This is a genomic window from Streptomyces sp. NPDC054872, assembly GCF_053610705.1.
Window position 1 is genome coordinate 21,169 of record NZ_JBSGYY010000028.1, and the last position, 13,138, is coordinate 34,306.

At 70.4% G+C, this 13,138-nt stretch carries 8 protein-coding genes; 5 read left to right on the forward strand and 3 right to left on the reverse strand.

Annotated elements, in window-relative coordinates; all coding sequences use genetic code 11:
• Positions 1–19: 19 nt before the first annotated feature.
• Positions 20–283: an acyl carrier protein gene (locus ACWGIH_RS29100; protein WP_453447682.1), complete on the forward strand. Its 264-nt coding sequence runs from the start codon at positions 20–22 to the stop codon at positions 281–283.
• A complete protein-coding gene (locus tag ACWGIH_RS29105) occupies positions 280–1,545 on the forward strand; it encodes a beta-ketoacyl-[acyl-carrier-protein] synthase family protein (RefSeq protein ID WP_453447683.1) in 1,266 nt (421 codons plus the stop codon). Before ACWGIH_RS29100 ends, ACWGIH_RS29105 begins: the two co-directional genes overlap by 4 nt.
• 112 nt (positions 1,546–1,657) lie before the next feature.
• On the opposite strand, the gene mfd is transcribed toward ACWGIH_RS29105, so the two are convergent.
• The 3 genes from mfd to ACWGIH_RS29120 all read right to left on the reverse strand — a co-directional run bounded on the left by mfd (position 1,658) and on the right by ACWGIH_RS29120 (position 8,870).
• Positions 1,658–5,212, reverse strand: coding sequence for a transcription-repair coupling factor (gene mfd / locus ACWGIH_RS29110; protein WP_453447685.1), 3,555 nt, complete (start codon positions 5,210–5,212; stop codon positions 1,658–1,660).
• A 287-nt stretch (positions 5,213–5,499) separates the two neighbouring features.
• On the reverse strand, positions 5,500–8,085 hold the full coding sequence (locus tag ACWGIH_RS29115) for an ABC transporter permease (protein ID WP_453447686.1): 2,586 nt from the start codon (positions 8,083–8,085) through the stop codon (positions 5,500–5,502).
• Positions 8,082–8,870, reverse strand: coding sequence for an ABC transporter ATP-binding protein (locus ACWGIH_RS29120; RefSeq protein WP_453447688.1), 789 nt, complete (start codon positions 8,868–8,870; stop codon positions 8,082–8,084). The genes ACWGIH_RS29115 and ACWGIH_RS29120 overlap by 4 nt, the downstream gene beginning before the upstream one ends.
• Before the next feature lie 434 nt (positions 8,871–9,304).
• Between ACWGIH_RS29120 and ACWGIH_RS29125 the strand changes: the two genes are divergently transcribed.
• From ACWGIH_RS29125 to ACWGIH_RS29135, 3 genes are all read left to right on the forward strand, one after another.
• Positions 9,305–10,903, forward strand: a complete 1,599-nt coding sequence (locus ACWGIH_RS29125) for an MFS transporter (protein ID WP_453447690.1) — start codon at positions 9,305–9,307, stop codon at positions 10,901–10,903.
• Between the two features lie 122 nt (positions 10,904–11,025).
• Positions 11,026–11,499, forward strand: coding sequence for a DUF485 domain-containing protein (locus tag ACWGIH_RS29130; protein ID WP_453447692.1), 474 nt, complete (start codon positions 11,026–11,028; stop codon positions 11,497–11,499).
• A complete protein-coding gene (locus ACWGIH_RS29135; RefSeq protein WP_453447693.1) occupies positions 11,496–13,130 on the forward strand; it encodes a sodium/solute symporter in 1,635 nt (544 codons plus the stop codon). Before ACWGIH_RS29130 ends, ACWGIH_RS29135 begins: the two co-directional genes overlap by 4 nt.
• The last annotated feature ends 8 nt before the right edge of the window (positions 13,131–13,138 follow it).

The window sequence follows — 13,138 nt, forward strand, 5'->3', positions numbered from 1 at the left end:
TGTGAAAGGAACAGCCACCATGAGCAACACCCTTCAGCAGCAGATGACGGACTACCTCGTCGACCGGCTCGGCCTGCTCCCCGAGGAGATCGGCCCGAAGGCCCGGTTCAAGGAGGACATGGGCCTCGACTCCCTCGACATGGTCGAGCTCGTCTCCCTCCTGGAGTCCCACCTGGGCGCCGCGGTCGCCGACACCGCCCTTGAGCACCTCACCACCCTGCAGGACGTCGTCACGTACCTGGAGGAGCACGGCACCACCACCACGTCCGAGGCCGCCGCGTGAGCGCCCGCCAGGGCACCGGCGCCGCCGCCCGCCGCGTCGTCGTCACCGGCATCGGCCCGGTCACGCCGCTGGCCATCGGCGCCAAGCACTTCCAGGTGGCCCAGATGGAGGGCCGCAGCGCGATACGGCCCATAACCCGCTTCGACGCCACACCCATGCCCGTCCGGATCGCCGGCGAGGTGGACCTGCCCGAGGATCTCGCCCCGGACCGGCGCACCGAGAGGATCACCGACCGGGCGACCCACCTCGCGTCCGCCGCGGCCGAACTGGCCCTGCGCGACAGCGCGCTCGACCTGTCCGCCGAGGACCCCGACCGGATCGGCGTGGTCATCGGCTCCGGCGTGGGCGGCGGCGGAAGCACGGAGGAGAACCTGCGCGCCGCCTACGAGAAGGGCGGCTACCGCGGCCTGTCCGCGCGGTTCATCCCGGCGACCATGGTGAACAGCTCGGCCGCCTGGATCGGCATCAAGTACGGCCTGACGGGACCCAGCAGCGCATCGGTCACCGCCTGCGCCTCCGCGGCCGACTCGCTCGTCGCCGCCCACCAGATGATCACCAGCGGTGAGGCCGACGTCGTCATCGCCGGGGGCACCGACGCCCCGGTGATCGAGTCGGTGCTCGGCGGCTTCGCCAAGATGCGGGCGCTGTCGACGCGCAACGACGAGCCGGAGCGGGCCAGCCGCCCGTTCAGCGCCGACCGGGACGGCTTCGTCCTCGGCGAGGGCGCCGCCGTGCTCGTCCTGGAGGAGGCCGGTCACGCGGCGGCTCGCGGCGCCGCGCCGCTCGCCGAGTTCAGCGGCTACGGACGCTCTTCGGACGCGTATCACATCACCGCCCCGCGACCCGACGGCTCGGGCGCCGCCAAGGCGGTGAGCGCCGCTCTGCGCTTCAGCGGGCTCACCCCGGACGACGTCGACCTCGTCAACGCCCATGGGACGGCCACGTCGTTCAACGACGCGGGGGAGGCGGCGGCCCTGCACTTGGCGTTGGGCGAGGCGGCGGGGCGTATCCCGGTGACCGCCACGAAGTCGCTCACCGGGCACACGTTGGGAGCGTCCGGTGCCATCGAGGCGGTGTCCGCGATCCAGAGCATCGTCCACCGGGTGGTTCCGCCGACCGCCAACCTCGACGCGCCTGACGCGGCGCTCGGCCTTGACGTGGTGGGAGCGGGGGGCCGGGAGGCGGAGATCGACACTGTGCTGTCGAACTCTTTCGCCTTCGGCGGGCACAACGTTGTGTTGGTGTTCCAGCGGCTGGGGTGAGGTTGGAGCGGCCGGTTCTCGTCTGCGGGTCGGTTGTGGCTGGTCGCGCCCACGCGGCGGAGCCGCACGTGTAACAGCCCCGCGCCCCTGACGGGGCGCGGGGCTCCGCCTCCTACGACCCCACGATCGTCGTCAGGAACTCCCCCACCCAGCCCAGCAGTTCACGCCCGACCAATGGCTTGCCACCCACCTTCGCCGTTTTCGGGCGAGGGACGAGCAGCTGATGCACGTTCGCCTTGATGACCGTGCCGGGGTAGAGGCGCTTGAGCCTCAGTTCCTGCGACTCCCGCAGTTCCACCGGGGCGAACCGAATGTTGTTGCCCTGCAGCACGATCTCGCCGACCCCGCACGCACGCGCCAGCATGCGCAGGCCCGCCACCAGGAGGAGGTTCTCCACGGGCTCCGGCAACTTGCCGTAGCGGTCGGTGAGTTCCTCCCGTACGGCCTTGACGTCCTCTTCGCTGCTCGCGGAGGCGATCGAGCGGTAGGCCGCCAGGCGCAGCCGCTCGCCGGGGGCGTAGTCGTGCGGGACGTGCGCGTCGACCGGCAGCTCGACCTTGACCTCGAGCGGCGGCTCCTCCTCCACGCCGCCCTCCAGGGACGCGCGGTAGTCGGCCACCGCCTCGCCCACCATGCGTACGTAGAGGTCGAAGCCGACGCCCGCGATGTGACCCGACTGCTCGCCGCCCAGGAGGTTGCCCGCGCCGCGGATCTCCAGGTCCTTCATCGCCACGTACATGCCCGCGCCCATCTCGGTGTGCTGGGCGATCGTGGCGAGGCGCTCGTGGGCGGTCTCCGTGAGGGGCTTCTCCGGCGGGTAGAGGAAGTAGGCGTAACCGCGCTCGCGGCCACGGCCCACGCGTCCGCGCAGCTGGTGGAGCTGGGAGAGGCCGAAGTTGTCGCCGCGTTCGACGATCAGGGTGTTGGCGTTCGAGATGTCGATGCCCGACTCGACGATCGTCGTGGAGACGAGCACGTCGAACTTCTTCTCCCAGAAGTCCACCACCACTTGTTCCAGGGCCTGTTCGGACATCTGGCCGTGGGCGGTGGCGATGCGGGCCTCGGGGACGATGTCCCGCAGGCGGGCCGCCGCGCGGTCGATGGACTCCACGCGGTTGTGGATGTAGAAGACCTGCCCCTCGCGAAGGAGCTCGCGGCGGACGGCGGCGCCGATCTGCTTCTCCTCGTAGGGCCCGACGAACGTCAGGACCGGGTGGCGCTCCTCGGGCGGCGTGGTGATCGTCGACATCTCGCGGATGCCGGTCACGGCCATTTCGAGCGTACGGGGAATGGGGGTGGCCGACATGGTCAGGACGTCGACGTTGGCGCGCAGCTTCTTCAGCTGCTCCTTGTGCTCGACACCGAAGCGCTGCTCCTCGTCGACGATGACCAGGCCGAGGTCCTTGAACTTCGTCTCCGAGGAGAAGAGGCGGTGCGTGCCGATGACGATGTCGACGGAGCCGTCGCGCAGACCCTCCAGGGTGGCCTTGGACTCGGTCTCCGTCTGGAAGCGGCTCAACGCCCGCACCTTCACCGGGAACTGGGAGTAGCGCTCGCTGAACGTGCCGAAGTGCTGCTGGACGAGCAGGGTCGTCGGGACGAGGACCGCGACCTGCTTGCCGTCCTGCACCGCCTTGAAGGCGGCGCGGACCGCGATCTCCGTCTTGCCGTAGCCGACGTCGCCGCAGATCAGGCGGTCCATCGGGACCGTCTTCTCCATGTCCTCCTTGACCTCGGCGATGGTGGTGAGCTGGTCGGGCGTCTCCACGTACGGGAAGGCGTCCTCCAGCTCGCGCTGCCAGGGGGTGTCGGGGGCGAAGGAGTGGCCGGGGGCCGCCATGCGGGCGCTGTAGAGCTTGATGAGGTCGGCGGCGATCTCCTTGACCGCCTTCTTCGCGCGCGCCTTCGTCTTCGTCCAGTCGGCGCCGCCCAGGCGGTGCAGTGTGGGGGCCTCGCCGCCGACGTACTTGGTGATCTGCTCCAGCTGGTCGGTGGGGATGTAGAGCCGGTCGCCGGGCTGGCCGCGCTTGGCGGGGGCGTACTCCACGACCAGGTACTCGCGCGTTGCGCCCTGGACGGTGCGCTGCACCATCTCGATGTAGCGGCCGACGCCGTGCCCCTCGTGGACGATGTAGTCGCCGACCTCCAGGGTCAGCGGGTCGATCGTCTTCCTGCGGCGCGCGGGCATCCGCTGGCCGTCCTTGCCGGCCGCCTTCTGGCCGGAGAGGTCGGTCTCGGTGAGGACGGCGAGCTTGAGCGCGGGGTCGATGAAGCCGTAGTCGATGGAGCCGCAGGAGACGTGCACCAGCGAGGGCGTGAGCTCGCCCAGCTCCCCGTCCAGGCGGGCCGCGATGCCCTCGCCGCCCAGGACCTCGACGGTGCGGGCGGCGGGGCCGTGGCCCTCGGTCACGTAGACGGTGCGCCAGCCGTCGGCGAGCCAGCCCTTGGTGTCGGCGAGGGCCTTCGCGGTGTCGCCGCGGTAGGTCTCGGTGGCGTGCATGCCGAGCTTGAGGGTGTCATCGTCGCCCGGCGCGTCAGCGCCATATGTCAGCGTCTCGTCGGCGGCGAACGGCGAGACCGACCACCACATCATCCCGAGGTCGCTCGCGTGGTCACGGACGTCGGCGATGCCCCACAGGGACGCGGCGCCGACGTCGATGGGGGCTTCTCCGCCCCCGGCGGTCGCGGCCCAGCTGGCCTGCAGGAACTCCTGGCTGGTGGACACCAGGTCGGCGGCCCGGGTCCGTACCCGCTCGGGATCGCAGACCACGGCCATGGAGTCCCGCGGCATGACGTCGAGCAGCAGCTCCATGTCGTCGACCAGGACCGGCGCGAGGGACTCCATGCCCTCGACGGCGATGCCCTCGGCGATCTTGCCGAGGAGTTCGCCCAGCTCGGGGTGGGCCTCGGCGAGGGCCGCGGCTCTCTCCCGCACCTGGTCGGTGAGGAGCAGCTCGCGGCAGGGCGGCGCCCACAGGCCGTGTTCGGCGACTTCCAGGGAGCGCTGGTCGGCGACCTTGAAGTAGCGGATCTCCTCGACGTCGTCGCCCCAGAACTCGACGCGGAGCGGGTGCTCCTCGGTCGGCGGGAAGACATCGAGGATGCCGCCGCGCACGGCGAACTCGCCGCGCTTCTCGACCAGCTCCACCCGGGAGTACGCGGCTGCCGCGAGGGCCTCCACGGTCTCGTTCAGGTCCGTGCTCTCGCCCGAGCGCAGGGCCACGGGCTCCAGGTCGCCCAGGCCCTTGACCTGCGGCTGGAGGACCGAACGCACGGGGGCGACGATGACGGAGACGGGGCCCGTCTCGGGGTCGTCGGGCCGCGGGTGCGCGAGGCGGCGCAGGACGGCGAGGCGGCGGCCGACGGTGTCGGAGCGGGGCGAGAGGCGCTCGTGCGGAAGCGTCTCCCAGGAGGGGTACTCGACGACGCCGTCCGGCGGGATGATCGTGCGCAGGGCTGCCGCCAGATCCTCGGCCTCGCGCCCGGTCGCCGTCACGGCGAGCACGGTGCGCCCGGTCTCGCGGGCGAGGGCCGCGATGGCGAAGGGGCGCGCGGCGGGCGGGCCGACCAGGTCCACGTGGGCGCGGTTGCCGTCGGCGGCGGCCTTGACCGCTTCGGCGAGTGCGGAGTCCTTGACGACAGCATCGAGCAGACCGTGCAGGCTCATGTGGGCTTTCGCTTTCCGTCCAGGTTCCAGGGCGCGCGGGGCAACGCGAACCGCCCGGCACGTCGTACGGGCCGGGGATCTCCAGCGTACGACCACGGACCGACAGCCGCTGTACGGAGAGCGTTTATCCAGCCCGTCCGGCGTTTGAGGACCGGGGCCGGGGCGGAGCCCCAGGAACGGCGCGGCGGCCGGAGGAGGCCGGACGAGGCCGGACCAGTACACACGATGCGGCCCCCGGCAGGCATCGCCTGCCGGGGGCCGATTCCCCCGCACCCCCGTGGCGGAAGCTATTCCGTGGCGATGGCGTTCAGGACGTTCATCCGGCCCGCCCGGAAAGCGGGGACCAGGGCCGCGAACAGGCCCACGAAGGCCGAGCCGATGAAGACGGTGATGATCGTCGGCCAGGGGATCTCCAGGACCTTCAGACCCTCCAGGGCGAGCAGCTTCTGGGCGGTCGCCCCCCAGCCCATGCCGAGGCCGAGGCCGAGCAGTGCGCCGAAGAGGGCGATGACCACCGACTCCAGGCGGATCATGCGGCGCAGCTGGCGGCGCGAGAGGCCGATCGCCCGCATCAGGCCGATCTCACGGGTCCGCTCGACCACCGAGAGGGCGAGGGTGTTCACCACGCCCAGGATCGCGACGATGATCGCGAGGCCGAGCAGGCCGTAGACCATGTTCAGCATCTGGCCGACCTGGTCCTTCAGCGTCTGCTTGAAGTCGGTCTGGTCCATGACCTTGTACTGCGGATAGTCGGACATGGCGGCCTTCAGCGACGTGTACGCCGCGTCCTGCTGGCCCTTCTCCGCCTTGGCGAACATGATCTCGTTCGGCGGCATCCGGTCGGCGGGCACGTACTTCGCGGCGGTCTCGATGTTCACGTACATCGCGCCCGAGTCGATCGACGTCTCGCTCGACGTGATGGCCCGTACCGTCATCTCGCCGGTCTTGCCGTGGTCGAAGGCGAGCTTCACCTTGTCACCGAGGCCGATGCCGTGGTCCTTGGCGAAGTCCTCGCCGACCGACATGGAGTCCGGCTTGTAGGCGTCCGCCAGCTTGCCGGCGACGGTCTCGCTGCGCAGGTCCTCGGCGTACGTGGCGTCGGCGGCGCTCAGGCCGACCTTCTCGGCGGTCTTGCCGTTCGGGGCGGTCAGGTCCGCCTTGATGTCCTTGTACTGGGTGATGTGGGCGATGTGGTCGGCCTTCTCCAGGGACTTCGCGGCCTTGGGGGTGATGGCCTGGCCGTTGTCGGACTGGATGATGAAGTCCGCGCCGACCGACTTGTCGAGCTCGTCCGTGGCGGAGGCGACCATCGAGGAGCCGACCACCGAGAGGCAGGCGACCAGGGCGAGGCCGATCATCAGGGCCGCGCCGGTGGCGCCGGTGCGGCGCGGGTTGCGCAGGGCGTTGCGCTCGGCCATCCGCCCGACGGGGCCGAACCACCGAAGGAGTACGGCGCTGATGACGCGGACCACGCCGTTCGCGAGGACCGGGCCGATGACGACGAAGCCGATGAGGGTGAGGACCACGCCGCCGCCGAGGAAGAGCGAGCCCTCGCTCGCCTTGTCGGCCTGCGAGGCGGTGTAGAGGCCGAAGGCGCCGGCGCCGGTGAGGACCAGGCCGATGATCGCGCGCAGGACGCTCGCCCTGCCGTCGGCCGGTGTCCCGGCGTCGCGCAGGGCCGCCATCGGGGAGACCTTGGCGGCGCGCCTGGCGGGGAGGTAGGCGGCGAGGACGGTGACGACGACGCCGAGGACCATGCCGACCACGGGCGTCGTCCACTTGACGGTGAGGTCCTGGGTGGACAGTTCCATGCCCATGCCGGACATCAGCTGCATCAGGCCGACGGCGAGCCCGACGCCGGCGCCGACTCCGAGGACCGAACCGATGACGCCGAGAAGCAGTGCCTCGACGAGGACGGAGCGGTTGACCTGCTTGCGGCTCGATCCGATGGCGCGCATCAGGCCGATCTCGCGGGTGCGCTGGGCGACCAGCATCGAGAAGGTGTTGATGATGAGGAAGATGCCGACGAGGAAGGCGATTCCGGCGAAGCCGAGCATCGCGTACTTCATCACGTCGAGGAAACCGCTGACGCTCTCGCGGCCGTCGTCCGACGTCTCCTGCTGCGTCTTGACCTTGTACGCGGAGGCGTCGGCCCCCATGGTCTCGGCGACGTTGCGCTTGAGCACCGCGTCGCTGACGCCCTGCTCGGCGCTCACGTTGACGTGCGTGAACCGCCCTGTGCCGCCGAGGAGTTCGCGCTGCGCGGTCGCGGTGTCGAAGTAGACGATCGCGGCGCCGGGGTTGGTCACCTTGAAGGTGGTGATGCCGGAGATCTTGGCGGTGTGGTCGCCGGAGACGGCGATGGTGCGCAGCTCGTCACCGATCTTGAGGTGGTGCTTGTCGGCGGTGTCGGCGTCGACCATCACGTCGGTGGGTCCGCGCGGGGCGTGCCCGGAGGTGATGTCCATCGACCGCAGGTCGTTGTGCGTCCAGTTGCCCGCGATGGTGGGGCCGCCGCCGGTCGGACCCACGTTCTTCTTCTCGGAGTTGACGACGGTGACGGCGGTGCTGCTGACCGCGCCCTCCGCGGACTTCGCGCCCTCCGCCTTCTTCGCCTGCTCGACGACCGAGGCGGGGAGCGACTCGGGCCTGCCGCTGTCGGGCGTCTCGCCCGAGTCCTCGGCGTTCTTGTCGGTGACGGTGACGTCGGCGGACGTCGCGGCGAAGAGCTTGTCGAACGTCGTGTTCATCGTGTCGGAGAAGACGAGCGTGCCGCAGACGAACGCCACCGACAGGACCACGGCCACGGCGGAGAGCGCCATACGGCCCTTGTGCGCGAAGAAGTTGCGCATCGAGGTCTTGAGGACGGTCATGACGTGCGCCCCCGGGCGTCGAAGTCCTTCATGCGGTCCAGGACGCTCTCGGCGGTCGGCGAGTACATCTCGTCGACGATCCGGCCGTCCGCGAGATACAGCACCCGGTCCGCGTACGAGGCCGCCACCGGGTCGTGCGTGACCATCACGATGGTCTGGCCCAGCTCGGTCACCGACTTGCGCAGGAAGCCCAACACCTCCGCTCCCGCACGGGAGTCGAGGTTTCCGGTCGGCTCGTCACCGAAGATGATCTCGGGGCGCGCGGCGAGGGCGCGGGCCACGGCGACGCGCTGCTGCTGGCCGCCGGAGAGCTCGGTCGGGCGGTGCTTGAGGCGGCCCGCGAGACCGACGGTCTCCACGACCTGGTCGAGCCAGCCGCGGTCGGGTTTGCGGCCCGCGATGTCCATCGGGAGCGTGATGTTCTCGATGGCGTTCAGGGTCGGGAGCAGGTTGAACGCCTGGAAGATGAAGCCGATCCGGTCCCTGCGGAGCTGGGTGAGCTTCTTGTCCTTCAGGCCGGTGATCTCGGTCTCATCGAGGTAGATCTGCCCGGAGGACACGGTGTCGAGGCCCGCGAGGCAGTGCATCAGGGTCGACTTGCCCGAGCCTGAGGGACCCATGATCGCGGTGAACTGCCCGCGGGCGATGTCCACGTCGATCTCGTCGAGCGCGACGACCCGGGTCTCCCCCGATCCGTACGCCTTCACGACCTGGCGCGCCCGTGCCGCCACGGCCGTACGCCCTCCAGTGCCCCCGTGCCTGGGAATGGTTACAGCCGTTGTCACGGTAAGTCTCCTAAGTCGGTTACGTGGTAGATCAGATGTACTCAGGCGTGTTCGCCACGCATAAAGAGTCTGGTCGTCCGACGGCTCAGGCGCGCTGGTGCCCAGCGCAGTCTTCTGCTGGGGAAAACCCCACCCCCGAAGGTGTGGCTGGTCGGTCCCTGCGCCTTTCCCCGGTGCGGCCCGGAGACTTCCCGGCCCGCCCCGTCGGCATAAAGCCAATCTAAGAAGCGGCCGGGGCCTTCTCGTCCTCCGGCAGTACGAACGCTCCCCGGTCCGTAGTACGGAGGTTCCCCTAGGGGATCTCCACCTCCCGGTGGAGCGGCTCTCGGGGTTGCTCCGCCCTCCTGCGGAGCGGACACCGGCCCACCTGCCGGGATGTTCTCCACCCCTGCCCCGCGGCCCACCCGGGTGAGAAGGTGACCGGAAGCAATTAGATGCAGGGGGAAGGAATCTCGGTGAGCGGCATATCCTCGGGCACGCAGGACACCCGGCGGCGCGGCCCCGTCGTGGCCGCCCTCATGCTCGCCATGGCGCTCGCCGCCCTCGACTCCACGATCGTCTCGACTGCCATCCCCCAGATCGTCGGCGACCTCGGCGGCTTCTCCGTCTTCTCCTGGCTCTTCTCCGGCTATCTGCTCGCCGTCACCGTCACCCTGCCCATCTACGGCAAGCTCTCCGACACCTTCGGCCGCAAGCCCGTCCTCATCGCGGGCAGCATCCTCTTCCTCATCGGCTCGGCCCTGTGCGCCGTGGCCTGGAACATGGGGGCGCTGATCGCCTTCCGCGTCGTCCAGGGCCTGGGCGGCGGCGCGCTCCAGGGGACGGTGCAGACACTCGCCGCCGACCTCTACCCCCTCAAGGAACGCCCCAAGATCCAGGCGAAGTTGTCCACCGTGTGGGCCGCTTCGTCGATCGCGGGGCCCGCGCTCGGCGGGCTCATCGCCGCGTACGCCGACTGGCGCTGGATCTTCCTGATCAACCTGCCGATCGGGGCGGTGGCCCTCTGGCTGATCGTGCGCCACCTCCACGAGCCGCAGCGCGAGGAGGCCACCCGGGGGCGCACCGACTGGGCGGGCGCCCTCGCCGTCTTCGCCTGTGGCGGCGTCCTGCTCACCGCGCTCGTGCAGGGCGGTGTCGCCTGGGGCTGGCTCTCCGCGCCGTCGCTCGCGCTGTTCGCGGGCGGGCTGCTCCTCGCGGCGGCCGTCGTGGTCGTCGAGCGGCGCGCGGCGGAGCCGATCATCCCCGGCTGGGTCTGGCGCCGGCGCACCATCGCCGCGGTCAACCTCGCCCTGGGCGCGCTCGGCCTCCTGATGGTCGCGCCGACGGTCTTCCTTCCGACGTACGCCCAGTCCGTGCTCGGCCTGGCGCCGATCGCCGCCGGGTTCGTGCTCTCCGTGATGACGCTGAGCTGGCCGGTCTCCGCCGCCCTGAGCCAGCACGTCTACCGCAGGCTCGGCTTCCGCGACACGGCGCTCATCGGCATCGGCGGGGCCGCGCTGTTCCTCTTCGCGTTCCCCTTCCTGCCCTATCCGGGGCAGGCCTGGCAGCCGGCACTGATCATGCTGCTGCTCGGCGCGGCGCTCGGCCTCTTCCAACTGCCGCTGATCGTCGGGGTGCAGTCCACCGTGGGCTGGTCCGAACGCGGCACGGCCACCGCGTCCATCCTCTTCTGCCGCCAGATAGGCCAGACCCTGGGTGCCGCGCTCTTCGGCGCCGTCGCCAACGGGGTCCTCACCTCGCGGCTCGGCGGCGCGGGGTCCCTGGACTCGGTGGCCCACGCGCTGGAGGACCCGGCCTCGGTCGCCGACCCCGAACGGCTGCGGCGCGCCGTCGACTCGGCGGTCGACACCGTGTACGTGGGGGCGGGGTGCGCGGCGGTTGTCGCACTCCTCGTACTGGTGTTCCTCGCGCCTCGGCGGTTTCCGGTAATCGGGGCGGACACCCCGGAGAACGGGGAGGTCAGCGCCTCGGAGAGCGGAAAAGATGCCGAACTTGCCCCGCGCGAAAGCCCCGTGAACAGACCGACCGACTAGACCGACCAACCAGTATGGGCAAAACCCTTCGCGGCTCTACTACTTACAAGTAACGTGCTCGATCCTCACCTCTCGCTCCCTGCGGTCCCGCACCGGACCGACGCCGCGCAAGGAGAACCGGGATGCCCTACCCTCACCAGCCCCAAAACCCTCAACGCCCGCAGCACCCCCAGCGCCCGCACAGCCCCCGCTCACCGCAGTACCCCCCGGGCCTGCACGCCCCCTCGTACCCCGCCTACGCTTGGCAGCCCGTCGCGCCGCCACCTCCCCCACCACCCCCACGGCTCCCCCGCCACCCCGCACTCGGCCGCCACAGCGACCTGCGCCGCCTGCGCAGCGCCTACCGCTGGCAGCGCCGCGTCGCCACCCTCACCGCGCTCGGCTACTTCATCCTCTTCCTGATCCTCTCCACCTTCGCCCCGTCCCTGATGACGGACCCGGTCTCCGGCGGCCTCTCCACCGGACTGCTGCTCGGCCTGTGCCAGGTGCCCGTCACGCTGCTCGCCATAGGGCTGTACGAGTACACGGCCCGCCGCAGGGTCGACCCGCTGGCCGAACGGCTGCGCAAGCTGGCGGAGTTGGAGGCCAACCGATGAGCCCCGGTACCGAGAGCGGCATGACGCTGGCCGCCGACTCGGCACAGGCCATGTCCCTGGTGGCGTTCACCGCCGTCGTCACCCTCACGCTGCTCCTCTGCGTGATGACGGGCCCCGACCGCGACAACCTCGGCGAGTTCTACACCGGCTACGGCGCCCTCTCCCCCATGCGCAACGGCCTGGCCATCGCGGGCGACTACATCTCGGCGGCGACCGTGCTCGGCACCGGCGGAGTCATCGCGCTCCTCGGGTACGACGGTGTCGTCCTCGCCCTGAGCACGGCCCTCTCCCTCATGCTCCTCATGTTCCTGCTCGCCGAACCCCTGCGGAACGCGGGCCAGTTCACGATGGGCGACGTACTGGCACGCCGGATGCCCGGACGGGCCGTACGCATCACGGCCTGCGCGGCGACACTCGCCGCGCTGATCCCCCTGATGCTGGTGCAGCTGGCGGGCGCGGGAGACCTGCTCTCCTTCATCCTCGGATTCTCCGGCGAGGGCGTGAAGACAGCGTGCGTCGTCGCACTCGGCGCACTCATGATCAGTTACGCGGCGATCGGCGGTATGAAGGGCACCGCCCTCATCCAGATCCTGAAGATCGTGATGCTGCTCGGCTCCGGCGCGGTCATCGCCGCCCTGATCCTGCGCCGCTTCGACTGGGACCTCGGCGCGCTGCTCGCCGCCGCCGAGCAGGGCAGCGGAGTCGGCCCCGCCTTCCTCCAGTCCGGCCTGCAGTTCGCGGGCGGCCCCAACCCCGGCCTGGACATGATCAGTTCGGAACTCACGGTGGTCCTCGGAGGCGCATGCCTGCCGCACGTGACGATGCGCATGTACACGGCCCGCAGCGCGCCCGAGATACGCCGCTCGATGTCCTGGGCGGTGTCCTTGGTGGCGCTCTTCGTCCTCATCATCACGATCGTCGGCTTCGGCGCGACGGCGATGATCGGGCGCGCGGCGATCGCCCAGGCCGACCCGCAGGGCAACACGGCCTATCTACTGGGCTCCAAGGCGGTGTTCGGCGTCCACGCCACGACGTTCGAGACCCTCATCTTCACGACGGTCACCACGGCGATCTTCCTCACGCTGCTCGCCTCGGTCGCCGGAATGATCCTCGCCTGCGCCAACTCCCTGGCCCACGACGTCTTCGCGCACCTGCGTCTGCGCAGGGAGCTCACCCCGCGCCGCGAGATGACGCTGGCCCGCGTCTCGGCCCTGGCCATAGGGGGCCTCGCGATCGTCCTCGCGGTCATGGTCAAGGACCGCAACCTGCAACCCCTGGTCACCCTCTCCTTCTGCCTGGGCGCATCGGCCCTCGCCCCCGCCCTGGTCTACAGCCTCTTCTGGCGCCGCTACACCCGCCGGGGCCTCCTGTGGACCCTGATCGGCGGCACCCTCGGCTCCGTCATCCTCATGACCGGCACCAATCTGGTCTCGGGCTCCCCCACCTCGGCCTTCCCGGACCACGACTTCAACTGGTTCCCCTTCACCACCACAGGCATCGCCTCCATCCCCCTCGGCTTCCTCCTGGGCTGGCTCGGCACGATGTCCTCGGGCCCGAGGGAATCGGAGAAACAACGCAGGAGGTACGAGGCGGTGGAGGGATGGATCCTGGCGGGGGTGACGAGGAGGTAGAACTCGAC

Bases quoted from the DNA above. Each gene is read 5' to 3' on its own strand.
- ACWGIH_RS29100 (WP_453447682.1), top strand. From the start codon at position 20: ATGAGCAACACCCTTCAGCAGCAGATGACGGACTACCTCGTCGACCGG.
- mfd (WP_453447685.1), bottom strand. From the start codon at position 5,212: ATGAGCCTGCACGGTCTGCTCGATGCTGTCGTCAAGGACTCCGCACTC.
- ACWGIH_RS29115 (WP_453447686.1), bottom strand. From the start codon at position 8,085: ATGACCGTCCTCAAGACCTCGATGCGCAACTTCTTCGCGCACAAGGGC.
- ACWGIH_RS29125 (WP_453447690.1), top strand. From the start codon at position 9,305: ATGCAGGGGGAAGGAATCTCGGTGAGCGGCATATCCTCGGGCACGCAG.
- ACWGIH_RS29130 (WP_453447692.1), top strand. From the start codon at position 11,026: ATGCCCTACCCTCACCAGCCCCAAAACCCTCAACGCCCGCAGCACCCC.
- ACWGIH_RS29135 (WP_453447693.1), top strand. From the start codon at position 11,496: ATGAGCCCCGGTACCGAGAGCGGCATGACGCTGGCCGCCGACTCGGCA.